The following is a 23770-nucleotide window of genomic DNA, read 5'->3' as shown; positions in this document are numbered from 1 at the left end:
GCGGAACGGTACGATCACCACTGGTCATCTGGCCGGGAAACCTCGGTGAGCCAGTCGCCGGTTCTCTGCCTCACGGCCGGGACCCGGATGTCCGAGAGCATTGGCACGGCGTGGCAGGACCTCGTGGCGGCGGCCGGCCGCCCACGAGGCGTGGACGAGTGCGAGATGAGAGGCGCTGGAATGGTTCCTTCCGCGGAGGACCGGCTCGACCTGCCGCCCGTGGGCGAGCGGCAGAGCCTGCGCGAGCAGGTCGCCCACGCGCTCAGGGCCGCTCTGATCACCGGTGAGATGCGTCCCGGTGTCGTCTACTCGGCGCCGGTGCTGGCCGCCCAGTTCGGGGTCTCCGCGACCCCGGTGCGCGAGGCGATGCTCGACCTGGCCAAGGAGGGCCTGGTCGAGGCGGTGCGAAACAAGGGCTTCAGGGTCACCGAGCTGTCCGAGCGCGACCTGGACGAGCTCACCGAGATCCGCAGGCTCATCGAGGTGCCCACGGTCGCGCGGCTGGCCGACGCGAGCCGGGCGGAGAGCTTCGAGGTGCTCCGCCCCGTGGCGCAGGAGATCGTCGGCGCCGCCGAGCGCGGCGACCTGCTCGCCTACGTGGACGCCGACATCCGCTTCCACGTCGAGCTCCTGACGCTCGCGGGCAACGCGCACCTCGTCGACGTGGTGCGCGACCTGCGCAAGCGCGCCCGCCTCTACGGCCTGTCCGCCTTGTCTGCCCGGGGCACCCTGATCGAGTCGGCCCGCGAGCACCTCCTGTTGCTCGATCTGCTGTCCGCGGGAGACACCGTGGGTTCTGAGCGGCTGATGCACGACCACATCCAGCACGTCAGGGGCATCTGGGCGAGCAGGCCCGAGTAGGCGGCTCAGTCCCGCCTCTCCCGGGAGGTACGGGTCGCCCCAACGCTGGCGACGACCACGCAGCCGATGGCCGCCCACTCGCGTACCTCGAGCACCTCGCCCAGCACCAGCAGCCCGACCATCGCGGCCACCGCGGGCTCCAGGCTCATCAGGATGCCGAACACCCGCTTCGGCATCCTGCGCAGCGCCTCCAGCTCGATCGAGTAGGGGATCACCGAGGACAGCAGGCCGACCCCGAGCCCGATCAGCAGCAGCTCGGGACGGAGCAGGTCGGCGCCGCCGGCCGCCACCCCGACGGGGGCGACCAGCAGGAACGAGACGATCATCGCGAAGGACAGGCCCGTCGCGCCGGGGAAACGACGCCCGGCGGCGGAGGCAAGCAGGATGTAGACCGCCCAGCAGACCGCCGCGATCAGGGCGAACCCGATCCCGGCCCAGCTGATCCTGGAGGCCGCCGTCCCCCATGGGGCCAGCAACGCGACGCCGGAGCCCGCGAGGGCGACCCACAGCAGGTCAAGGCGGCGGTGTGAGGCGGCGACCGCGACCCCGAGCGGGCCGAGGAACTCGATCGCGACCGCGATGCCCATGGGGAGCTGGGCCAGCGCCTGGTAGAACGACAGGTTCATCACACCCAGCGTCACACCGAACGCGATGCCGACCCCGACGTCGGCACGGGTCAGCCCCCTCAACCTGGGCCTCGCGATCACGCTCATGACCAGCGCGCCCGTCGCGATCCGCAGGAAGACAACCGCGCTCGGCGGCAGCTGGGCGAACAGGTCCTTGGCGAAGCCCGCGCCCACCTGCACGGACAGGATCGCCAGCAGCACCAGCCCAGAGGGTGGGACGGCGTCGGATGCGACCCGCAGCAGCGCTCCCGGGCGGGGCAGGCCAGGCTTGTACGGCTCAGCGGGCCCATGCAGGGCTTCGGCGGTCATGGAACTCCTCGCGTCATGAATCACACGGGCGTTCACACCTTACCTAGTGGGAGGGTCATTCCCAGCGGAATGTCCGGGATGCGAGACCGAGGGTGAGTGCGGCCCACGCGGCCAGGACGAGCACCGCCCCGAGGGGCAGCCCGGCGCCGTCGCTCAGGACCGAGCGGAGCCCGCCGGTCAGCGCGGTGATCGGCAGCAGCCGCAGCACGGGCTCGACCGCGTCGGGGAAGACGGACAGCGGGAAGACCACCCCGCCGCAGCCGAGCAGGACCAGGTAGACCAGGTTGGCCCCGGCGAGCGTCGCTTCGGCGCGCAGGGTGCCCGCCATCAGCAGTCCGAGCCCGCTGAACGCGGCGGTGCCCAGCAGGACCAGCAGGAGCGCGACGGCGGGAGAGCCCGAGGGACGCCAGCCGAGAGCGGTGGCCACGCCGCAGATGACGATGACCTGGAGGACCTCGACGGCGATTACCGCGAGCGTCTTGGCCAGCATCAGCCCGGTTCTCGACAGCGGGGTCGCGCCCAGCCGCTTCAGCACGCCGTACCTGCGCTCGAAGCCGGTCGCGATGGCCTGCCCGGTGAAGGCCGTCGACATCACGGCCAGCGCGAGCACGCCCGGGGTGATGAAGTTCACCCTGGAGCCACCGCCGACGTTCACCAGCGGCGCCGCGGAGAACCCGACGAGCAGCAGCACCGGGATGATCAGCGTCAGCAGGAGCTGCTCACCGTTGCGGAGCGTCGCCCGGATCTCCGCCCCGGTCTGCGCCAGCACCATCCGGTGCAGCGGCGCGGCACCGGGGGCCGGGGTGAGGTCCAGCGTTGTCAATGCGCTCTCCTGCGGATCTGGCCCGGGCCGCGCTCGGCCCGCCCGGGGAAGTGCTCGGGAGGGGTCATCGGAGCCCGCGGCCCGCCGGCCGGAGAGACTCACGGAGACTCACGGGGGTCATCGGAGCTCACGGCCCGTCAGCTCCAAGAAGACGTCCTCCAGGGTGCGGCGCTCGATGCTCAGGTCGTCCGCGGTGACGCCCTCCGCGGCGCACCAGGTCGTCACGGTCGCCAGCAGCTCGGGCACGACCTGCCCCTCGATGATGTAGTGCCCAGAGGGTGACTCCTTGGCCGCGCTGCCCGCGGGCAGCGCGGTGAGCAGCTCGTCCAGGGCGAGCCCGGGGCGGGCGCGGAAGCGCAGCTGCCGCTCGGCCCCGGTGAGCGACGCGGGCGTGCCCTCGGCCACGACCCTGCCGTGGTCGATGATCACGACCCGGTCCGAGAGCTTCTCCGCCTCGTCCATGTGGTGGGTGGTGAGCACGACCGAGACCCCGGCGGAGCGCAGGTCGCCGACCAGCTCCCAGCACGCGTGCCGCGCCTGGGGGTCGAGTCCCGCGGTCGGCTCGTCGAGGAAGACCAGCTCGGGGCGGCCGATGACGGCCGCGGCCAGCGAGACGCGCTGCTGCTGGCCGCCCGACATCCTGCGGTAGGGCGTGCGGGCGTGCTCGGTCAGGCCGAGCCGTTCGAGCAGCGCGGCGGGGTCGAGCGAGGAGGCATGGAAACGGGACATCAGGCGCAGCCACTCCCCGCAGCGCGCCGCGGGGGGCACGCCTCCCGCCTGGAGCATCACCCCGACCCTGGCACGGAGCTCGGGCCTGGACGGATCGAGCCCGAGCACCTTCACCGTGCCGCCGTCCGCCCTGCGGAACCCCTCGCAGATCTCGATGGTCGAGGTCTTGCCCGCGCCGTTCGGGCCGAGGATCGCGGTCACCGCGCCGCGGGCGGCGCTCAGTGTGAGGCCGTCGATCGCGGTCGTTCGGCCGTATCTCTTGACCAGATCCCTGATCTCGACGGCTGGGGATTCCATGGCCACGAGTTTAGGGACTCCGCCCGCCGGTCATGATGCCGGACCTGCGCCGGGGACCCCGCCGTTCCCGGCGGGCGTGTCCCGAGGTCGGGGACCTGGGCGGCTCCGTGCTCGTGCCGCCGTCGCCGACGCCGAAGGGGACCAGGGCGGTGCTCGCGGATCCGCAGTTCGCGGTCTTCGGGGTGATCGGGGTGATCGGGGGAGAGGGCACGCGGAGGTGAGAAGGGGCGGGCCCGGTCAGAGGTCCCCACATGGGCCGCGCCGCCCAGGCCGGCCGCCTCCACCGGGGATTCCCGCGGATGGTAAATCCCCTTTGTGGAAATTTTCCATATCTGGGAATTAGGTCAACCTAATCCGAGTTGGGAACCCCTGGCCCCCAAGGGCTGTCATGGCCCGTGAGGGATGAGGGGGATCGGATATGACCGCGGCGGTCGCCGAGGTTGAGGTTGAGGCTGCGCCGGCCGTACGGCGCAGGAGGCTGCTGCTGCTCGTCCTGGGCGCTCTGTCCGCGATCGGCCCGCTCTCGATTGACATGTACCTGCCCGCCCTGCCTGCCATCGCGGCGGAGATGGGCACCGGTCAGGCCCAGGTGCAGCTCACCCTGACCGCCTGCCTCATCGGCCTGTCCGTCGGTCAGGTCGTCGCGGGCCCCCTCAGCGACGTGCGCGGGCGGCGGGGGCCGCTGCTGGCCGGGATCGCCGGATACGCCGTCGCCTCGCTGCTGTGCGCCTTCTCTCCCTCGGTCTACGGGCTTGTCGGGTTCCGCCTGCTGCAGGGGATCGCGGGCGGCGCCGCGCTGGTGATCGTCCGCGCGGTCGTCAGGGATCTCTACGAGGGCGCGGCCATCGCCCGCATCTTCGCCGTCCTCATGCTCGTCAGCGGCCTGGCTCCGGTCCTGGCCCCGATCGCGGGCGCCCAGTTGCTCGCCCACACCTCCTGGCGCGGGGTGTTCGTCTCGCTGAGCGTGGCCGGGCTGCTGCTGCTCGCCGCCGCGCTGCCCACCGTCGGTGAGACGCTCCCGGCGGACCGGCGCGAGAGGGGAGGCCTCGGGCACACTCTGGTCACCTTCGGGCGCCTGCTGCGCCACCGGTCCTTCATGGCCAGCTCGCTGGCCGGCGGCCTGGGCTTCGGCGCCATGTTCGCCTACATCTCGGGCTCGCCGTTCGTGCTCCAGGACGTGTACGGCGCCTCGCCGCAGACGTTCTCGCTGGTGTTCGGCCTGAACGCGATCGGCATGACCCTCGTCTCGCAGATCGGCGGCCGTCTCACCGGGCGCGGGACGCCTCCGGCGCGGCTCGTCTTCGCCGGGCTGTCCCTCTCGGTCGCCGGGGCGCTGGCGCTGGCCGTCGTCGCGTTTGCCCACCTGTCTCTCGCGGCGCTCGTCGCCGCGCTGCTCGTGATGCTGTGCGGCCTGGGCCTGGCCCTGCCGAGCGCGGGCGCGCTGGCCCTCGCGGGCCAGCCCCAGCAGATCGCGGGCAGCGCCGCCGCCCTGGCGGGCGTGCTGCAGTTCGTGATCGGCGCGATCGCGGCCCCGCTGGTCGGCCTGGGCGGCCAGAGCTCCGCCCTGCCGATGGCCCTCGTTCTGGCCGGGCTCACCCTGGGATCCCTTGTCGTGTTCGCGAGCCTGCACAGAGTGTCAGATGACGTTTTCGCAGGTTAGGTAAGGCTTACCTGCGTGATAAATCGCATTCTCCGCAAGCCGGGCAACGGTTTGTAAGCGGGGAAGCAATTAGGGCACACTGATGTTGTGAAATACGTGACCGAGATGTCTGGCACAGAGGAGACCGCCCCCGCGCGGCTCTCCGGTGTGTCCGCCGAGCGCAGCACGCGTGCGCGTGTCGCCCGGCTCATCCTGGAGCACGGACCGATCACCGCCCCCGCCCTCGGCGAGCGGCTCGGGCTGACCCCCGCCGCCGTCCGCCGCCATCTGGACGCGCTGCTCGCCGACGGGATGATCGAGCCCCGTACGGCTCGCCCTCGTGGCCAGCGCGGACGGGGACGACCGGCGAAGCTGTTCGCCATAACGGACGCGGGCCGCAGCGCCTTCGAGCACGCCTATGACGGGCTCGCCGGAAGCGCGCTGCGCTTCCTGGCGGAGCGGGTCGGCGAGCAGGCCGTGGCCGAGTTCGCCAGGTCGCAGGTCTCCGGCCTCGTCGGGCGTCTGCGGCACGAGATGCGCGAGGTCCCCGCGGACCAGCGGGTGCGCGTCCTGGCCGAGGCCCTCTCCGCCGACGGCTACGCGGCCTCGGCGAGCAAGGCGAGCCTCGGCGGGGAGCAGCTGTGCCAGCACCACTGCCCGGTGGCGCACGTGGCCGCGGAGTTCCCGCAGCTCTGCGAGGCCGAGACGGAGGCGTTCGCGCAGATCCTCGGCACCCCGGTGCAGAGGCTGGCGACCATCGCTCACGGCGACGGGGTGTGCACCACCCACGTGAGTCCCCGCAGGGGGGCGGCCGAGCCCGGTGCGACGGCGCGGCAGGCGCCACAGCAGGCACCCGGGGCATCGCCCTCGGCAACCCATGAAGCGATCGACGAAACGAGCAAGGAGACCGGAAGGTGACTGTCACCGACCGCCCGGAGCTGGAAGGCCTCGGAAATTACAAGTTCGGCTGGGCCGACTCCGATATTGCAGGAGCTGCGGCCCGCCGCGGCCTGTCCGAGGAGGTCGTCCGTAACATCTCCGCGCTCAAGAACGAGCCGGAGTGGATGCTCGACCTTCGCCTGAAGGGCCTGCGTCTGTTCGGCAGGAAGCCCATGCCGAACTGGGGCTCCGACCTCAGCGGAATCGACTTCGACAACATCAAGTACTTCGTGCGCTCCACCGAGAAGCAGGCCGCTTCCTGGGAGGAGCTCCCCGAGGACATCAAGAACACCTATGACAAGCTCGGCATCCCCGAGGCGGAGAAGCAGCGCCTGATCGCCGGTGTCGCCGCCCAGTACGAATCCGAGGTCGTCTACCACAAGATCCGTGAGGACCTTGAGGAGAAGGGCGTCGTCTTCGTCGACACCGACACCGCGCTCAAGGAGCACGAGGAGCTCTTCAAGGAGTACTTCGGCACCGTGATCCCGGTCGGCGACAACAAGTTCGCCGCGCTGAACACGGCCACCTGGAGCGGCGGAAGCTTCATCTACGTGCCGCCGAACGTCAACGTCGAGATCCCGCTCCAGGCCTACTTCCGGATCAACACCGAGAACATGGGGCAGTTCGAGCGGACCCTGATCATCGTGGACGAGAACTCCTATGTCCACTACGTCGAGGGCTGCACCGCGCCGATCTACTCCTCCGACTCGCTGCACAGCGCGGTCGTCGAGATCATCGTGAAGAAGGGCGCCCGCTGCCGTTACACGACCATCCAGAACTGGTCGAACAACGTCTACAACCTGGTCACCAAGCGCGCCGTGGCCTACGAGGGCGCGACCATGGAGTGGATCGACGGCAACATCGGCTCCAAGGTCACGATGAAGTACCCCGCCGTCTACCTGATGGGCGAGCACGCCAAGGGCGAGACGCTGAGCGTCGCCTTCGCGGGCGAGGGCCAGCACCAGGACGCCGGGGCCAAGATGGTCCACCTCGCGCCGAACACCAGCTCGACCGTGATCTCCAAGTCCGTCGCCCGCGGCGGCGGCCGTACCTCCTACCGCGGTCTGGTCCAGATCGAGGAGGGCGCGCACGGCAGCGCCAGCACCGTCAAGTGTGACGCGCTGCTGGTCGACCAGATCAGCCGCTCCGACACCTACCCGTATGTGGACGTGCGCGAGGACGACGTCTCCATGGGACACGAGGCGACGGTCTCCAAGGTCTCCGACGACCAGCTCTTCTACCTCATGAGCCGCGGCCTGAACGAGGACGAGGCCATGGCGATGATCGTGCGCGGCTTCGTCGAGCCGATCGCGCGCGAGCTGCCGATGGAGTACGCCCTTGAGCTGAACCGCCTGATCGAGCTGCAGATGGAAGGAGCCGTCGGCTGATGGGTCTCGAAACCAAACCCCTGTCGACCCTCCACGACAAGACCTCCTACGACGTCGCGGACTTCCCGGTCCCGACGGGCCGTGAGGAGGAGTGGCGCTTCACCCCGCTGTCGCGCCTGAAGGGCCTGCACACCGGCGCCGCCGCCTCGGGTGGCGTCGTGGTCGGCGTCGACGCCGCCCCCGAGGTCACCGTGGAGACGGTCGGCCGCGACGACCAGCGGCTCGGCAGGGCCTATGTGCCCGCCGACCGGGTCAGCGCCCAGGCCTACGCCGCCTTCGAGAAGGCCACCGTCGTCACGGTCCCGCGCGAGGCGGTCGCCTCCAAGCCGACCGTGATCACCGTGACCGGCTCCGGCGAGGGCGCGGCCTACGGCCACACCCTGGTCAAGCTCGAGGCCATGGCCGAGGCCGTCGTCGTCCTGGACCACCAGGGCAGCGCCGTCTACGCCGACAACGTCGAGTTCGTCGTGGGCGAGGGGGCGACGCTCAAGGTCGTCAGCCTGCAGGACTGGGCCGACGACGCCGTGCACGTCTCCCACCACCACGCCCTGCTCGGCAAGGACGCGACCTTCCGCAGCTTCGTGGTCACCCTGGGCGGAGACCTGGTACGGCTGTCGCCCTCGGTCTCCTACGAGGGCCCCGGCGGAGACGCCGACCTGACCGGCCTGTACTTCGTGGACGCTGGCCAGCACCTGGAGCACCGCCTGCTGGTCGACCACTCGACGCCCAACTGCAGGAGCAACGTCACCTACAAGGGCGCGCTGCAGGGCGAGGATGCGCACGCCGTGTGGATCGGCGACGTCATCATCCGGGTCGAGGCCGAGGGCACCGACACCTACGAGCTCAACCGGAACCTCCTGCTCACCGACGGCGCGCGCGCCGACTCGGTGCCCAACCTGGAGATCCTCACCGGGGAGGTCGCGGGAGCGGGCCACGCCAGCGCCTCGGGGCGTCTGGACGACGAGCACATCTTCTACCTCCAGGCCCGTGGCATCCCCTTCGAGGACGCCCGCCGCCTGGTCATCAGGGGCTTCTTCGCGCAGCTCCTGGAGAAGATCGAGCTGGATGAGCTGCGCGAGCGGGTGTTCGCCAAGGTCGAGGCGGAGCTTGAGAAGTGACGTTCGAGAAAGTCTGCAAGCTCGCCGACATCCCCGACGACGGTGTGATCGGCGTCGAGGTCGAGGAAACGCCGGTGGCCCTGGTCCGCAGGGGTGCCGAGGTCTACGCCCTGCACGACGTGTGCTCCCACGCCGAGGTCAAGCTCAGCGAGGGCGAGGTCTACGACGGCAGCCTGGAGTGCTGGCTGCACGGCTCGTGTTTCGACCTGCGCTCGGGCAAGCCCACGGGGCCGCCCGCGACCAAGCCCGTCCCCGTCTACCAAGTCAAGATCGACGGCGATGACGTCCTCGTCTCGCTCTCGAAGGAGTCGTAACAGTGTCTGATTCGAGCCGAGTCCGCCCGGGTTCCACCCTTGAGATCCGTGACCTGCAGGTCGCGGTCGAGGACAAGGAGATCCTGCGCGGGGTCAACCTCACCGTGAGGGCCGGCGAGACCCACGCCATCATGGGCCCGAACGGCTCCGGCAAGTCCACGCTCGCCTACGCGATCGCGGGTCACCCGAAGTACACCGTCACCGGGGGGCAGGTCCTGCTGGACGGCGCCGACCTGCTGGACATGTCGGTCGACGAGCGCGCCCGCGCCGGCCTTTTCCTCGCCATGCAGTACCCCGTCGAGGTTCCCGGCGTCAGCGTCTCCAACTTCCTGCGCTCGGCGGTCACCTCCGTTCGCGGCGAGGCGCCCAAGCTCCGTGAGTTCGCCAAGGACCTGAAGGCCGGAATGGACGCGCTGTCCATCGACGCCGCCTTCGCCCAGCGCAACCTCAACGAGGGCTTCTCCGGTGGCGAGAAGAAGCGCCACGAGATCCTCCAGCTCGAACTGCTCAAGCCGAAGATCGCCGTCCTCGACGAGACCGACTCGGGCCTCGACGTCGACGCGCTGCGGGTGGTCTCCGAGGGCATCAACCGCTTCCGCTCCTCCGGCGAGACCGGCGTGCTGCTCATCACCCACTACACCCGCATCCTGCGCTACGTGAAGCCGGACTTCGTCCACGTCTTCGCGGCCGGCCGGATCGTCGAGCAGGGCGGCCCCGAGCTGGCCGACAAGCTGGAAGCCGAAGGTTACGAGTCCTACACGAAGGCCTCCGCCTGATGAACAACGGCTTTGACGTGGAGAGGATCAGGAAGGACTTCCCGGTCCTTTCCCGCGAGCTGCCCGGCGGCAGGCCGCTGGTCTACCTCGACTCGGGCAACTCCGCGCAGAAGCCCACGCAGGTCATCGAGGTCATGCGGGAGCACCTGTCGGCGCACTACGCCAACGTCGGCCGTGCCATGCACGTGCTGGGCTCCGAGTCGACCGAGGCCTACGAGAGCGCCCGTGACAAGGTCGCCGCCTTCATCGGCGCGCCGAGCCGTGACGAGATCGTCTTCACCAAGAACGCCTCAGAGGCGCTCAACCTGGTCGCCTACGCCTTCGGCAACCCGTCGAACGACGACCCCAGGTTCCGGATCGAGCCCGGTGACGAGGTCGTCATCTCCGAGATGGAGCACCACTCCAACATCGTGCCCTGGCAGCTGCTCGCGCAGCGAACCGGCGTCACGCTGAAGTGGTTCTCCGTCACCGACGAGGGACGTCTCGACCTGTCCAACCTCGAGGAACTCGTCACCGAGCGCACGAAGATCGTCTCGATCGCGCACCAGTCCAACGTGCTCGGCACGGTCAACCCGGTCGCCCAGGTGCTTGCCAGGGCCCGGGAGGTGGGCGCGCTGACGATGCTCGACGGTTCGCAGTCCGTGCCCCACAGGCCGGTTGACGTCGCCGCGCTCGGCGTCGACTTCGTGGCCTTCACCGGGCACAAGGTCGTCGGCCCCTCCGGGATCGGCGTGCTGTGGGCCCGGGGCGAGCTGCTGGAGGCCATGCCCCCGTTCCTGGGGGGCGGGGAGATGATCGAGGCGGTCTGGATGGACCACTCGACCTACGCGCCCGCGCCGCACAAGTTCGAGGCGGGCACCCCGCCCATCGTCGAGGCCATCGGTCTCGGCGCGGCGGTCGACTACCTGTCCGGGATCGGCATGGAGGCCATCGCCCAGCACGAGCGCGAGCTCACCAGCTACGCGCTCGACGCCCTGCGGGAGATCAGGGGGCTGCGGGTGATCGGCCCCGAGAGCCTCGACGAGCGCGGCGGGACGATCTCTTTCACCCTGGAGGGGATTCACCCGCACGACGTCGGGCAGATCCTCGATGACAACTTCGGGGTGGCCGTGCGGGTGGGGCACCACTGCGCCCGCCCGCTGCACCTGAGGTTCGGGATTCCCGCGACCACGCGGGCGTCCTTCTATCTTTACAACACCCCGGCCGAGATCGACGCCTTGGTCCGCGGCCTCCACCACGTGCAGAAGGTGTTCGCCTAGCCATGCCGGAGCAGCCCAGATGATCGCCGAGTCCATGTACCAGGAGCTGATCCTGGAGCACTACAAGCATCCCCAGGGGCGAGGTCTGCGAGACCCGTACGACTCCGAGGTCCACCATGTGAACCCGACGTGCGGTGACGAGATCACCATGCGCGTGAAACTGGGCGACGGCGGCAAGGTCGAGGATGTGTCCTACGACGGCCAGGGCTGCTCGATCAGCCAGGCGGCGGCCTCGGTGCTGTACGAGCTGACCACCGGTTCGACGGTCGAGGAGACCCTCGCCGTCGTCGAGGAGTTCACCCGGCTCATGCAGAGCAGGGGCCAGGTCGAGGCGGACGAGGACGTCCTCGGCGACGCGGTCGCCTTCGCGGGGGTCGCCAAGTTCCCGGCCAGGGTGAAGTGCGCGCTCCTCGCCTGGATGGCCTACAAGGACGCGGTCGTGAGGAGTACGAAATGAGCAAGCCTGTTGAGACGCCGACCACGGCCTATGACGGGGAGACGACCCTGGACGAGGTCATGGAGGCTCTCAAGGACGTGGTCGACCCCGAGCTCGGCATCAATGTCGTCGACCTTGGGCTGATCTACGGGGTCAACCTGGACGACGCGGAGGCGGGGGCCCCGCCGATCGCCACCATCGACATGACGCTGACCAGTGCGGCCTGCCCGCTGACCGACGTCATCGAGGACCAGGCGCACTCCGCGCTGGACGGCATGGTCTCCGACGTGAAGATCAACTGGGTCTGGCTCCCGCCGTGGGGCCCGGACAAGATCACCGATGAGGGGCGTGAGCAGCTGCGCATGCTCGGGTTCAACGTCTGATCCCCTGTTGTTTCGGTACGGCCCGCACCCCGTTGGGTGCGGGCCGTACCGGAATGTGTGAGAGAATGCCCGGTGCCGGGAAGAAAAGCCCGGTGTGGAGCGTTGTCTCCACCGACGGACAAGCGTCTGCCTCAATGCTGGACGCCCCGACCGAACTCGGCACTGCGAACGCCGGGTATGCTTGATCGTGGTTTGACTGCGTGCGGGTAAGCTTCACCCGCCCCGTGCGGTGCGCCTCGACTTGCACCGCACCACCGCCCCCACAGTGGGCGTTGATCGAGCGCGGCCTCAGGCCGCGCGTTCCAGGCTCGTCCTTTCGCAGAAGTGACGTGCCCCGTTCTTCTATCGAAAGGCACGAATCTTCGTGACCATGCTTGACGCTGTCCTGCCCGAAATCACCGACATCTCTGAGGCTCCCTCCGGCGTGTCCGAGTTCACCCTTCTCGGCCTGCCCAAGCCTCTGGTGAACGGGCTTTCCCGCCAGGGCATCGACAGCCCCTTCCCCATCCAGCGCGCCACCATCCCCGACATCCTCGCGGGCAACGACGTTCTCGGCCGCGGCCAGACCGGCTCGGGCAAGACGCTCGCTTTCGGCCTGCCCATGATGGCCCGCATCGCCGGCGGCAAGGCCCGCCCCGGCCACCCCCTCGCCGTCGTCCTGGTGCCGACCCGTGAGCTGGCCATGCAGGTCACCGACGCGCTCGAGCCGCTGGGCCGTGGCCTGTCGCTGCGGATGAAGACCGTCGTCGGCGGCATGTCCATGGGCCGTCAGATCGAGGCGCTGCGCCGCGGCGTCGAGGTCGTCGTCGCCACGCCCGGCCGGCTCACCGACCTGATCCAGCAGGGTGAGTGCACCCTGGACGAGGTTCAGGTGACCATCCTCGACGAGGCCGACCACATGTGCGACCTGGGCTTCTTCCCGGTCGTCAGCGCGATCCTGCAGCAGACGCCCGCCGACAGCCAGCGCCTGCTGTTCTCCGCGACCCTCGACGGTGACGTGGACAAGCTGGTGCGGCGCTTCCTCACCGACCCGATCACCCACTCGATGGCTCCCGCGGCCTCCTCGGTCGACACCATGGAGCACCACGTGCTGGAGGTCCACCGGGACGACAAGTTCCCGGTGACCGCCGAGATCGCCAACCGTGAGGGCCGCACCATCATCTTCGTGCGCACCCAGCACGGGGTCGACCGCCTGTGCAAGCAGCTCGCCCAGGTCGGTGTCAAGGCAGGTGGCCTGCACGGCGGCAAGCGCCAGAACCAGCGGACCCGCATCCTCGCCGAGTTCAAGGAAGGCGAGATCAACGTCCTGGTCTGCACGGACGTCGCGGCCCGCGGCATCCACGTCGACAACATCAGCCTCGTGCTGCACGTCGACCCGCCGCAGGACCACAAGAGCTACCTGCACCGCGGTGGCCGTACCGCGCGCGCGGGGGAGAAGGGCACCGTCATGACGCTGGTGCTCCCCAACGAGCGCCGCTCGACCGACGCGATGACCCGCCGCGCGGGCATCAAGCCCTTCCGCCTCAAGGCGACCCCGGGCCACCCGCGCCTCGAGGAGGTCGCGGGGGCGCGTCAGCCCAGCGGCGAGCCGATCCCGGTCTGGGAGCCCTCGGCTCCCGCCGCCAAGCAGCGTGAGCGGCGTGGCGGTTTCAGCGGCGGTGGCGGTGGTGGCCGTGGCCCGCGTCGCTTCCGCGACCGTCCCGGGCACGGCGAGGGCTACCAGCCGCGTGAGCGTTCCGCCGGTGACGCCGCCCGAGGCGGCGAGCGTCCCGAGCGCGGCACCGGCGACGTCCGCGGCCAGTACCGTTCCGAGCGTCCCGAGCGCCGCTTTGACGGCCGCCCCGAAGGGCGCGGCACCGGCGGCGGCTACCGCGGCGGCGAGCGCAGGGAGCCGTTCCGCGGCGACCGTCCCTTCCGCTCTGAGCGTCCCGCGAGCGGTGGCGGCGGCTTCCGCGCGGAGCGTCCCGCGGGCGACCGTGAGGCCTTCCGCGGCGGCGAGCGTCGTGAGCCGTTCCGCGGCGAGCGCCAGGGCGGCTTCCGCGGTGGGGAGTTCCGCGCGGGCGGCCGTTCCGAGGGCCGTGGCCAGCGCGGTGGCCACTACGGCCGCTGATTGTCCCGCGCTCCGGTAGCGCGGCAGAACCCCGAGAGGGCCGGTACGGCGCGCCGTACCGGCCCTCTCAGCCTTTCCCGGACCGGTCGTGCCTGGTGTGCCCCAGCGTGTCCGGGAGGCGGAGAGCGGCCCGTCAGAGCCCGCCCGGCCCGGTCCCGCCCCCGGTCAGGGCCAGGTCAGGGCCAGATCCGTGTCCAGAGCGTGGACGCGCATCCCCGGTGGTCCGCGGGCCCGTTAGGCTTGGCAAGGACATCCCACGACGCCGAGAGAGACCATGAAGACCTTCGAAGAGCTGTACGCCGAGCTGTCGGACAAGGCGCGCACCCGGCCAGAGGGTTCTGGAACCGTGGCCGCGCTGGACGCCGGGGTTCATGCCATCGGCAAGAAGGTCGTCGAGGAGGCCGCGGAGAGCTGGATGGCGGCCGAGCACGAGTCGAACGAGCGGGCCGCCGAGGAGATCTCCCAGCTGCTCTACCACGTGCAGGTCCTCATGATCGCGAAAGGGATCGGGCTGGACGAGGTCTACAAGCATCTGTGAGCCGGTGCGCCCGGCTCGAGCTCCCGCAGACCGCCGACCCGTTTAAGGAAGCCCCACGCCATGCTCCGTCTCGCCGTTCCCAACAAGGGCGCTCTCACAGAGGCAGCCCAGACCATCCTCAAGGAAGCCGGATACCGTCCCCGCAAGGACAGCAAGGAACTCGTGGTCGTTGACCCGGAGAACTCCTGCGAGCTGTTCTTCCTGCGCCCGAAGGACATCGCCGTCTACGTCGGAGAGGGCACCCTCGACGCCGGCATCACCGGGCGTGACATGCTTCACGACTCCGGCGCGCAGGTCGAGGAGATCATGCCGCTCGGCTTCGGCAGGTCCACCTTCCGCTTCGCGGCCAACCCGGGCGACTTCGCCGCGGTCACGGACCTCAAGGGCAAGCGCGTCGCAACCTCCTACGCAGGGCTGCTGGACTCCTACCTCGCCGAGCAAGGCGTCGAGGCCCGGGTGATCAAGCTGGACGGCGCCGTGGAGACCGCCATCAGGCTAGGGGTCGCCGATGCCGTCGCCGACGTCGTGGAGACCGGCACCACGCTGCGCAACATCGGCCTCGAGGTCTTCGGCGAGCCGATCGCCCACTCGGAGGGCGTGCTGATCAAGCGGATCGGCGCCGAGAAGACCCCGGGAGTGCAGCAGCTGGTCCGCCGCCTGCAGGGTGTGCTGATGGCGCGCGACTACGTGATGATGGACTACGACATCAGGGCTGAGCGGATCGAGGAGGCCATCGCCCTGACCCCGGGCATGGAGGGCCCCACCGTCTCCCCGCTGCACCGGGAGGGCTGGGTCGCGGTCCGCGCCATGGTGCCGCGCAAGGGGCACCAGCAGGTGATGGACCAGCTCTGGGAGATCGGCGCGAAGGCCATTCTGGTCACCGCCATCTTCGCCTGCCGCGTCTGAGCGCAAGGCCCGCCTCCCCGCGCGTTCACGCCGGTGTGCTCTCCCCCGGGTCGCGCGGGGTGGCCCGTCTGACAAATGTCACCGCCAAGCCCGGATCGTCGACACTGACGGTCCGGGCGCCGCGCTTCTAGCGTTGCGTGCATGAACGCCATCGCCTTCACCGACGTGAGCAAGAGCTACGGGAACGTGCTCGCCGTCGACGGCCTGAACCTCACCGTGGAAGCGGGCAGGACCGTCGCGCTCCTCGGCCCCAACGGGGCGGGAAAATCCACGTCGATCAACATGCTGCTCGGCCTGATCCGTCCGAGCGGGGGCCGGATCGAGGTCTTCGGGCGCCTTCCCGAAGAGGCGGTCGCCAGGGGTGAGATCGGGGCCATGCTGCAGAGCGGCGCGCTCATCCCGGAGCTCACCGTCAAGGAACTCGTCGACTTCGTGCGCAGGCTCTATCCGGAACCGCTCGACCTGGACGAGATCCTGAAGATGGCCGACCTCACCGACCTGGTGAAGCGCCGCGCCGACAAGCTGTCCGGCGGGCAGAGCCAGCGGGTCAGGTTCGCCCTGGCCATCGCGGGCGCTCCCAGGCTGCTGGTGCTGGACGAGCCGACCGCGGCCATGGACGTGGAGTCACGACAGCGATTCTGGACCGGCATGCGCGACTACGCGGCGGGGGGCCGTACGGTCCTGTTCGCCACCCACTACCTGGAGGAGGCCGACGAGAACTCCGACCGGGTGATCGTGGTCGCCAGGGGCCGGATCGTGGCGGACGGCACCGCCGCGCAGATCAAGGCGGGGGTCGGCGGCCACACCGTCCGCTTCACTCTCGACGGGCAGCCCGCGGCCGGGCTGGACGCGCTGCCCGGTGTTTCCGCGGTCGAGGTCTCTGCGGGCACTGCGACGCTCCGCACCGCCGACCTCGACGCCACCGTCGCCGCCCTCTATCGGGGCACCTCGCTGGAGATCCGCGACCTCAGGATCGCCGGAGCCGACCTCGAAGACGCCTTCCTCGCCCTCACCCGGGAGTCATGATGCCGAGCTACCTCAGGATCGAAGCCTTGAGAATGCTGCGCAACAAGCGCTACATCATCTTCGTCGTGGCCTTCCCGGTGGTCTTCTACCTGCTCTTCTCCAACGTCTGGGGCAGTCAGACGAACGCGAGCGGAGTCAAGGCCACTGTCTTCCTGATGGTGTCCATGGGCGCGTACGGCGCGCTGGCGGCCTCCATCATGAGCACCGCCGTCCCGTGGGCGCAGGAGCGGGAGTCCGGCTGGCTCCGCCAGCTGCAGATCACCCCGCTGTCGAACCGGTCGATCATCCTGACCAAGTTGGTCGCCGCGTTGCTGCTGGTGCTGCCCGCCTTGCTGCTGGTCTTCCTGTGCGGGATCGTCACCCAGGGCGTCTCACTGTCGCCGGGCCAGTGGTTCTCGCTGGCCCTGTCCATGTGGATCGGCACCGTGCCGTTCGCCGCGCTCGGCCTGGCCGTCGGCTCGCTGGTGCCCCCCGACACCGCCCAGCCGATCGCGATGATCGGCATGTTCGGGCTGGCGATCCTGGGGGGTCTGTGGTTTCCTCTGGACAGCATGCCCGAGACCATGAGGAGCATCGCGCATGTGCTGCCCTCCTACTCCTACGTCGACATCGGCTGGAACCTCGTCGCGGGCACGACGCCGCCGCCGCAGGACGTGGTGACGATCCTGGCCTGGGCCGTGGCGCTCGGAACCGCCGCCGTGCTGGCCTACCGCAGGGCGACAGCGCGCGCATGAGACGGGCGGTGACAATCCTCTCAGGCGGGACGGAGGAGACCGCGAGGTGGGCGGACGACGCCCAGCCCCGGTGGCGGAGGCTGACCTGGCTCTCCATCGGCCTGGTCTACCTGTTCTTCCCGGCGGCGGAGATCGTCACGGGAAGGCTGCCCGGCGCCCAGGCCGTGTGGGGGACCCTCGGCCTGGCCGCCTTCACCGCAGGCTACATCGGGAGCGCGCTGAGCCGCTGGAACGACAGCGACACGAACACCCCCCTGACCTACGGCCTGCTGGCGGCGACCACGGCCCTGGCCGTCGCGCTGCCGGTGGCCTTCGGCGGCGGCTGGCTGACCCTGCCGATCTACACGACCGTGATCTACAGCATGGCGCTGCGCCCGCGCTTCACGGCGGTCGGCGCCGTCGTGATGGGGGTCATCGTCCTGCTGATCGGCCTGCTGAAGGACCACGATCCCGGCAGCACCGTGGTGCTCGTCTTCCAGGTCCTCACCCTCACCGTCCTGTTCTCGCGCGTGCGCAAGACCAAGATCCTGCTGGCCGAGCTCCGCGAGGCGCAGGACGAGGTGGCGAGGCTGGCCGCGAGTGAGGAGCGCCTTCGCATCGCCCGTGACCTGCACGACCTGCTCGGCCACAGCCTGTCGCTGATCGTGCTGAAGAGTGAGCTGGCCGGGCGGCTGGCCGAGAACGGCTCGGAACGGGTGCTGCCGGAGATCCGCGACATCGAGTCGGTGGCCAGGCAGGCGCTGGTCGAGGTGCGCGAGGCCGTAACCGGCTACCGGCAGCGCGGCCTGTCGGGCGAGCTGGACGGCGCCCGCGCCGCGCTCGAGGCGGCGGGGACGCAGGTCAAGGTCAGGCTGTCGGGCACCCCGCTGCCTGACGACCTGGACGGAATCCTCGGCTGGGCCGTGCGTGAGGGGGTCACCAATGTCATCAGGCACGCGCGGGCGGCCAGCTGTGAGATCGACGTGAGCTACGACGGCAGGGCCGGAGTCCTGGAGATCGTGGACGACGGTCGCGGGGCTGCGGCGCCGTACGGGCAGGTCAGCAGGCAGGGCGGTGAGCAGGGCGGTGAGCAGGGTGGTGAGCAGGGCAACGGGCTCGCCGGGCTGGCGGAACGGGTCGAGGCGGCGGGCGGGACGGTGTCCGCGGGCCCGCGTGAGACGGGTTTCGCGCTCAGGGTCGCGGTCCCGGCGGGAAGAGCGGTCAGGTGATCAGAGTCGTGCTGGTCGAGGACCAGGCGATGGTCCGGGGCGCACTGGCCTCGTTGCTGGGCCTCGAGCCCGACATAGAGGTGGTCGGGGAGGCGGCCTCAGGTCACGAGGCGCTTCGGGTGGCGCTCGAGACCGCTCCCGACGTCGTGCTGCTCGACATCGAGATGCCCGGCGGGGACGGCATCACCGCGGGAGCGCGGATCCGCGAGGCCCTGCCTGACTGCCACATCATGATCCTGACCACCTTCGGCCGTCCCGGTTACCTGCGGCGGGCGATGGAGGCCGGTGCGGTGGCCTTCCTGGTCAAGGACAGCCCCGCCCGCGAGCTGGCCGCCGCTATCCGCCGGGTCCGTGACGGTGAGCGGGTCATCGACCCGGGGCTGGCCGCCGCCGCGCTCAGCGCGGGCCCCAACCCGCTGTCTCCCAGGGAGCGCGATGTCCTGGCCGCCGCGGTCGACGGTTCGACCGTCGGCGACATCGCGGTGAACCTCCACCTGTCGGAGGGCACGGTCCGCAACTATCTGTCCTCGGCCATCCAGAAGACCCGGGCGCGCAACCGCATCGAGGCGGTGCAGCGCGCCCAGGCGCAGGGCTGGCTCTGATCCGGTCCCGCGCTGGCCCAGGGTCCCGGATCAGGACGAGAGGGCTGCGGCCTCCTCTTCCTCGATCCGTCTGTTCCACTCCTGCTTGGAGGCGCGCCAGGTCTCGTCGTCGCGGCCGAGACGCCAGTAGCCGGAGATGGACAGCTGCGACAGCGGGATCCCGCGCTCGGTCCGCAGGTGGCGGCGGAGCGTCTTGACGAAGCCCGCCTCACCGTGCACGAAGGCGTGCACGGTGCCCTCGGGGAAGTCGAGCTCGCATACCGCGGCGACCAGCGAGTCACCGACTGGCGCGTCGCCCCGGTGGAACCAGGCGACCTTCGCGTCGCAGGGGGAGTCGAGCGGCTGCTCCTCCTCCGGGCCCGCGACCTCGACGAGCACGTGGGCGAGGGCTCCCGAGGGCAGCCGCTCCAGGGAGGCGGCGATGGCGGGGAGCGCGCTCTCGTCGCCGACGAACAGGTGCCAGTCCGCCTCGTGGTCGGGCGCGTACGCGCCGCCTGGGCCGAAGAAGTGGATCTCCTCGCCGGGCTGCACAGCCGCCGCCCACGGCCCCGCGAGGCCGCTGTCACCGTGGTGGACGAAATCGAGCGCCAGCTCGAGCGCCTCGGGGTCCCACGCGCGGACGGTGTAGGTCCGGCTGGTCGGCCACTGGTCGCGGGGCAGGTCGCGCTGGATCTGCTCAAGGTCGAACGGTGCGGGATAGGTGATCCCGTGCGGGGCGAAAAGGAGCTTCACGTAGTGGTCGGTGAACTCGCCGGCGCCGAAACCTGCGAGCTCGTCGCCGCCGAGCACCACCCGGATCATGTGCGGGGTGAGCCACTCGACCCGCTTCACCTGGCCGCGGATGGGTTTACGTGCTGGTCTGCCCTCTGCCATGGTCACTCCCGATGGTCATCAAGTTAGGTGGGCCTAAGTCGTAGCATACGGTCATTTAAGTGATAGGACCGTCTGATGATCAGGGGGAGTCACTGGAGACGTTCGTCCTGTCATGTCTCTTTCGTCAACCGGTGCCCGCCGCCCGTGACCATGGGCTTCCCAAGGCCTGGACCTCGGACAAAAATCTACATTGTAAAGGCAATGGCCCGCACGTTCCCTCACGGCGATCTGCGATGCTCGGCCGATCGCCTCGGAAAGGCACGGTCCAAGCATCTCTCGCGAACTTCCGCCCCAGATCATGCCTCCTGCGTCGGCCAATGATCATCGACCGGCCAGCAGCCAAACGCGGTGCTGGGACCGGTTGCGGCGTGGCCATGCCGCCATCCGGACCGGGACCCGTCTCACTCCCCGTTACCCGGGGACTGTTTTTGGCGTGGGCGCGCCGGTGTCTGGACTGAGGAGCGAAGGAGCGAAGCGGATGAGCGACGAGGGAAGACACCGGCGCGCCCAAGCCCCGCGACGCCGCCAGGCGTCGCAAATGAGCAGGGAGCGCAGCGACCGAACGACGAGGGAAGACACCGACACATGAGCGCCCAAGCCCGCGACGCCGCCAGGCGTCGCAAAAAGACGCAGCAGGCGTCGCAAAACTACAGGGCCTCGTGGCGCTGGAGGTAGGTGAACGAGGCCCAGCCGGGGAGAACCGGCAGCCAGAAAGTGAGCAGCCTGAACAGCAGCACCGCGGAGGTCGCCACCTCGCCGGGGAGACCGGAGAGGGTCAGGCCGACGGAGAGGGAGGCCTCGACGGCGCCGAGGCCTCCGGGGGTTGGCGCGGCCGAGCCGATGGCGTTGCCGGCGAGGAAGACGATCGCGACGGCCGCGAAGCTGAGCGACCCGCCGAAGGCGCGGACCGAGGCATCGAGGCAGAGCACGAAGAACATGGTCAGCAGCAGGGTCCCGCTGAAGCCCTCGACGATCTTGTGAGGCGACTGGAGCACGTCCAGCAGACGCGGAATCACGCCGGAGAACAGCGAGCGGAGCCGTGCGGTGAACAGCCTGCGCAGGCGCGGGACGCTCACGATGACCAAGGCGGCCACGGCCACCGCCAGTAGGACGAACACCAGCGTGCGCGACGGGGTGAACGACGTGGCCGCGCTGGAGCCGGTGATGTAGGCGAACAGCAGGAGCAGCGTGATGTGCGAGGCCAGGCCGATGAGCTGGGAGGCTCCGACACTGGCGACGGCCTGCCCCGGGGGGATGCCGCGTTTTTGCAGGTAGCGGGTGTTGATGGCGACGCCGCTGACCGCCGCGGGGGCGACCAGCTTCACGAAGGAGCCGGCGAACTGGACCAGCACGGTACGGCCGAGCGGAAGCTTCTCCGGCACGAAGCCTCTGAGCATCAGCGCGGCGGCGACGTAGCTCAGCATCGCCGCGATGAACGCGACCCCGGTCCAGCTCCACTTGGCCGAGGTGATCATGTTGAGGTTGATCTGCGTGAGGTAGTAGACCAGGAAGTAGGCGGCGAAGGCGCTGGCGATGATCGTGATGAGGGTCCTGGGGCGGAAACGCTCCAGGCGGACCTCCTCGGCCTCGACCTTGGGCTCGAGCGCGACGATCCGCTCGCGGATCGCGGTCAGTAGTTCCTTGTCCTTGTTGAGCGCGGCCCTGGTCTCGCGGGTCAGCGCGATCCGCTGCAGCAGCGGCAGCGCGCCCGCCAGCGTGTTCGGACCCGCGACGACCGCGGCGGCGGCGACCGCGCGGTCGGCTCCGACGCGGAGGCTGAGGTAGGTGAGCAGCTGGGCGATGTCGAGGCGGAGCAGGAGGTCTCCGGCGGCGATCTCGCCGCTGCGGGCGTCCATGAGGATGACCCGGCCCTCGTTGTCGACGTGGATGCTGTCGCCGGTCAGCCGCCGGTGGGCGAGTCGCTGGACCTGCAGGAGCAGGACCTGCTCCCAGATCTGGGCGAGCAGGTTGTCGTCGATCTCCTCGTCGGGGATGTCGTCCAGCGCGCGGGTCTCGGTGTGCTCGTAGGCGAGCAGCGCGGCCTCGGTGCCGATCTCGCTGGTGCCGACGAGCCTGGGCGTGCTGGCTCCCGCAGCCTGCGCGGCGTACGCCATCAGGGCCTCGCGCTCCAGCTCGGCGCGCAGCGAGCGGATGGCCCTGCGGCGGGTCTCCGTGTTGAGCCGGATCCGGCGCCAGATGCGGTAGAGCACTCCGGCGACCTGACGGTCGCGGTCGAGGACGGTGACGTCGAGGCGGGTGCCGTCCTTGAGGCCGACGGCGTACCTCCTGCTGCTCTGGTGGTCGTCGTCGAGCCTGCGCGCCCTGACCGGGACGAAGCCGAGCTTGGCGAGCGTCGCGACGACCGCGCTGCCGGGCGGCCTGGTGTTCGGGCTGCCGATGCCGTACAGGGTGGCGTAGCCGACGGCGAGGCCGACCAGGATGGAGACGACGATGCCGAGGATGGTGGCGGCGGTCGCGGCGAAGAGCGCGATGGCGTTGAGCGCGACCGCGCTCCACAGGGCCGCCCGCCAGGTGGGGCGGCGGGATATGCGCACCGCGGTGACGTAGGCGATGATCGAGGTGAGCAGCGTGTTGAGGGGTTCGACCCCGTTCCTGCCGCCGGTCAGCAGGAGTCTCAGGTCCTCGGGGCCCACGGTGAGGATCCACTCGCCGAGGGCGAAGGACAGGACCATTCCGGCGATCGCCGCGAAGAGTCCTTCCGCGACCCGCAGGCCGTCGCGGTGAAGCACCCGCTCGATCGCGTACGCGGTGGGCACGCCCAGCATGGCGGCGCCGCTGAGCACGCCGACCAGGCCGCTGAGCAGGAACGGCGCCCGGTTCGTCCCGTCGATGACGTCGCCTTCGAGGCCGTTGAGCGTCTTCTGCGCGACGAGCGCGAGCAGCACGACGGCCACGAGCCCGAGCAGCGTCGCCAGGAAGCGCAGCAGATCGGATGGTCTGCGGATGCGCTGCGGGAGCAGCGGCTCGACGACGAGCATGGCGGAGTCACGCCCTGTCTCCGGCCTTGTGCCGTCGACGGGCGTCACCTCTTCGCGGTCCCTGATTTCCGTCACCGCCAGCGATTCTGCACGTTCCGCATTACAGGTGCGTCACCGATCTTCTCTTCCAGTGTCCACAATCGGAGTCATGCGTATCTCACTGGCCTCGGACAGCCTTGACGGAGTGGCTCCCATCCTGGCATCGGAGATCGAGAAAAGAGGGCACACGGTGATCTTGCATGGCGCCGTGACCGACGAGCGCGCCGACTGGGCGTGGTGCTGCGCGCGGGCCGCGGAGGACGTCGCCTCCGGCGTGGCGGACCAGGCGGTCGTGTGCTGCTGGACCGGCACGGGGGCGTCGATCGCGGCGAACAAGGTGCGGGGGGTACGGGCGGCCCTGTGTCTGGACGCGGCGACGGCGACCGGCGCCAGGCAGTGGAACGACGCCAACGTGCTGGCGATAAGCCTCAGGCTGACGTCGGCGCCACTGCTGGAGGAGATCCTGGACGCCTGGTTCGCCGGGGGTGTCAGCCCGGACGAAACCGATTTGGCGAACATCGCGTACCTATCCGAGATTGAGAATTGACCTGCTGGAATGCGGCGACGGCGGTCGGGGCGAGCGGTGGCCTGAAAAGCTGATCATCATGCGCCGCAGTCCGCTCGCCGTCGCCCCGGTTTCACCGCACCTGACCATAGCCACTCCCCGCGACCACTTTGTGTCCGGGGACGGTGTGGGACGTTCCGGACGATCGGCCGTGGCGTGGTGCGTGACGGCACACGACTGTGTGCCACTACGCCAGTGACACCACGACCGTCAAGTGGCGCCGGGGAACACCCCGAACGCTGATTCGACTCCGCTCGATAACAAAAGTGGAGT

24 protein-coding genes are annotated in these 23770 nt (G+C 69.9%); 19 read left to right on the top strand and 5 right to left on the bottom strand.

Going from position 1 to position 23770, the window contains the following annotated elements:
* Window positions 1-180: 180 nt before the first annotated feature.
* Entirely contained in the window at window positions 181-861 is a 681-nt protein-coding gene (locus AB0395_RS05330; protein ID WP_366277276.1) for a GntR family transcriptional regulator, read from the top strand.
* 5 nt (window positions 862-866) lie between these two features.
* Here AB0395_RS05330 and AB0395_RS05325 read toward each other — a convergent pair whose 3' ends face one another.
* The 3 genes from AB0395_RS05325 to AB0395_RS05315 form a co-directional block, all read right to left on the bottom strand.
* Window positions 867-1796, bottom strand: coding sequence for an EamA family transporter (locus AB0395_RS05325; protein ID WP_366277274.1), 930 nt, complete (start codon window positions 1794-1796; stop codon window positions 867-869).
* Window positions 1797-1851: 55 nt separating this feature from the next.
* Window positions 1852-2568, bottom strand: a complete 717-nt coding sequence (locus AB0395_RS05320; RefSeq protein ID WP_366277343.1) for an ABC transporter permease — start codon at window positions 2566-2568, stop codon at window positions 1852-1854.
* Window positions 2569-2736: 168 nt separating this feature from the next.
* Window positions 2737-3645, bottom strand: coding sequence for an ABC transporter ATP-binding protein (locus tag AB0395_RS05315; RefSeq protein ID WP_366277273.1), 909 nt, complete (start codon window positions 3643-3645; stop codon window positions 2737-2739).
* A gap of 32 nt (window positions 3646-3677) precedes the next feature.
* Between AB0395_RS05315 and AB0395_RS05310 the strand changes: the two genes are divergently transcribed.
* From AB0395_RS05310 to AB0395_RS05230, 17 genes are all read left to right on the top strand, one after another.
* A complete protein-coding gene (locus AB0395_RS05310) occupies window positions 3678-3866 on the top strand; it encodes a hypothetical protein (protein WP_366277272.1) in 189 nt (62 codons plus the stop codon).
* A 197-nt stretch (window positions 3867-4063) separates the two neighbouring features.
* Window positions 4064-5305, top strand: coding sequence for a multidrug effflux MFS transporter (locus tag AB0395_RS05305; RefSeq protein ID WP_366277271.1), 1242 nt, complete (start codon window positions 4064-4066; stop codon window positions 5303-5305).
* Window positions 5306-5410: 105 nt separating this feature from the next.
* Window positions 5411-6202: a helix-turn-helix domain-containing protein gene (locus AB0395_RS05300; protein WP_366277341.1), complete on the top strand. Its 792-nt coding sequence runs from the start codon at window positions 5411-5413 to the stop codon at window positions 6200-6202.
* Window positions 6199-7611 (top strand): Fe-S cluster assembly protein SufB, encoded by a 1413-nt coding sequence (gene sufB / locus AB0395_RS05295; protein WP_366277269.1) that lies wholly within the window; start codon window positions 6199-6201, stop codon window positions 7609-7611. Before AB0395_RS05300 ends, sufB begins: the two co-directional genes overlap by 4 nt.
* Entirely contained in the window at window positions 7611-8729 is a 1119-nt protein-coding gene (gene sufD, locus AB0395_RS05290; RefSeq protein WP_366277268.1) for a Fe-S cluster assembly protein SufD, read from the top strand. The genes sufB and sufD overlap by 1 nt, the downstream gene beginning before the upstream one ends.
* Window positions 8726-9043 (top strand): non-heme iron oxygenase ferredoxin subunit, encoded by a 318-nt coding sequence (locus AB0395_RS05285; RefSeq protein WP_366277267.1) that lies wholly within the window; start codon window positions 8726-8728, stop codon window positions 9041-9043. The genes sufD and AB0395_RS05285 overlap by 4 nt, the downstream gene beginning before the upstream one ends.
* 44 nt (window positions 9044-9087) lie before the next feature.
* Entirely contained in the window at window positions 9088-9819 is a 732-nt protein-coding gene (gene sufC, locus AB0395_RS05280; protein WP_366277339.1) for a Fe-S cluster assembly ATPase SufC, read from the top strand.
* Entirely contained in the window at window positions 9819-11078 is a 1260-nt protein-coding gene (locus AB0395_RS05275) for a cysteine desulfurase (protein WP_366277265.1), read from the top strand. The genes sufC and AB0395_RS05275 overlap by 1 nt, the downstream gene beginning before the upstream one ends.
* Before the next feature lie 19 nt (window positions 11079-11097).
* Window positions 11098-11535 (top strand): Fe-S cluster assembly sulfur transfer protein SufU, encoded by a 438-nt coding sequence (gene sufU, locus AB0395_RS05270; RefSeq protein ID WP_366277263.1) that lies wholly within the window; start codon window positions 11098-11100, stop codon window positions 11533-11535.
* Window positions 11532-11897 carry a metal-sulfur cluster assembly factor gene (locus tag AB0395_RS05265; protein WP_366277261.1) on the top strand — a complete coding sequence of 122 codons (366 nt, stop codon included), beginning with the start codon at window positions 11532-11534 and terminating at the stop codon, window positions 11895-11897. Before sufU ends, AB0395_RS05265 begins: the two co-directional genes overlap by 4 nt.
* A 370-nt stretch (window positions 11898-12267) precedes the next feature.
* Complete coding sequence (locus AB0395_RS05260; protein ID WP_366277259.1) at window positions 12268-14007, top strand: DEAD/DEAH box helicase; 1740 nt, start codon at window positions 12268-12270, stop codon at window positions 14005-14007.
* 274 nt (window positions 14008-14281) lie between these two features.
* Window positions 14282-14545 carry a phosphoribosyl-ATP diphosphatase gene (locus AB0395_RS05255; RefSeq protein WP_012892448.1) on the top strand — a complete coding sequence of 88 codons (264 nt, stop codon included), beginning with the start codon at window positions 14282-14284 and terminating at the stop codon, window positions 14543-14545.
* A 60-nt stretch (window positions 14546-14605) separates the two neighbouring features.
* Window positions 14606-15451: an ATP phosphoribosyltransferase gene (gene hisG / locus AB0395_RS05250; RefSeq protein ID WP_366277258.1), complete on the top strand. Its 846-nt coding sequence runs from the start codon at window positions 14606-14608 to the stop codon at window positions 15449-15451.
* Window positions 15452-15592: 141 nt separating this feature from the next.
* Entirely contained in the window at window positions 15593-16477 is an 885-nt protein-coding gene (locus AB0395_RS05245; protein WP_366277257.1) for an ABC transporter ATP-binding protein, read from the top strand.
* Window positions 16474-17211, top strand: coding sequence for an ABC transporter permease (locus tag AB0395_RS05240; protein WP_366277256.1), 738 nt, complete (start codon window positions 16474-16476; stop codon window positions 17209-17211). Before AB0395_RS05245 ends, AB0395_RS05240 begins: the two co-directional genes overlap by 4 nt.
* Window positions 17212-17219: 8 nt before the next feature.
* Entirely contained in the window at window positions 17220-18419 is a 1200-nt protein-coding gene (locus AB0395_RS05235) for a sensor histidine kinase (RefSeq protein WP_366277255.1), read from the top strand.
* Window positions 18416-19021 (top strand): response regulator transcription factor, encoded by a 606-nt coding sequence (locus tag AB0395_RS05230; RefSeq protein WP_366277254.1) that lies wholly within the window; start codon window positions 18416-18418, stop codon window positions 19019-19021. The genes AB0395_RS05235 and AB0395_RS05230 overlap by 4 nt, the downstream gene beginning before the upstream one ends.
* A gap of 30 nt (window positions 19022-19051) precedes the next feature.
* Here AB0395_RS05230 and AB0395_RS05225 read toward each other — a convergent pair whose 3' ends face one another.
* Together AB0395_RS05225 and AB0395_RS05220 are read right to left on the bottom strand one after the other, a co-directional pair.
* A complete protein-coding gene (locus AB0395_RS05225; protein ID WP_366277253.1) occupies window positions 19052-19894 on the bottom strand; it encodes a siderophore-interacting protein in 843 nt (280 codons plus the stop codon).
* Between the two features lie 647 nt (window positions 19895-20541).
* On the bottom strand, window positions 20542-22968 hold the full coding sequence (locus tag AB0395_RS05220; RefSeq protein WP_366277252.1) for a lysylphosphatidylglycerol synthase transmembrane domain-containing protein: 2427 nt from the start codon (window positions 22966-22968) through the stop codon (window positions 20542-20544).
* Window positions 22969-23041: 73 nt separating this feature from the next.
* On the opposite strand from AB0395_RS05220, the gene AB0395_RS05215 reads away from it, so the two are divergent.
* A complete protein-coding gene (locus AB0395_RS05215) occupies window positions 23042-23479 on the top strand; it encodes an RpiB/LacA/LacB family sugar-phosphate isomerase (RefSeq protein WP_366277250.1) in 438 nt (145 codons plus the stop codon).
* Window positions 23480-23770 lie beyond the last annotated feature (291 nt).

This window comes from Streptosporangium sp. NPDC051023 (assembly GCF_040689595.1).
GTDB lineage: Bacteria > Actinomycetota > Actinomycetes > Streptosporangiales > Streptosporangiaceae > Streptosporangium.
Note: the sequence above shows the minus strand (reverse complement) of the source record. Positions and strands in the feature narration are given on the sequence as shown.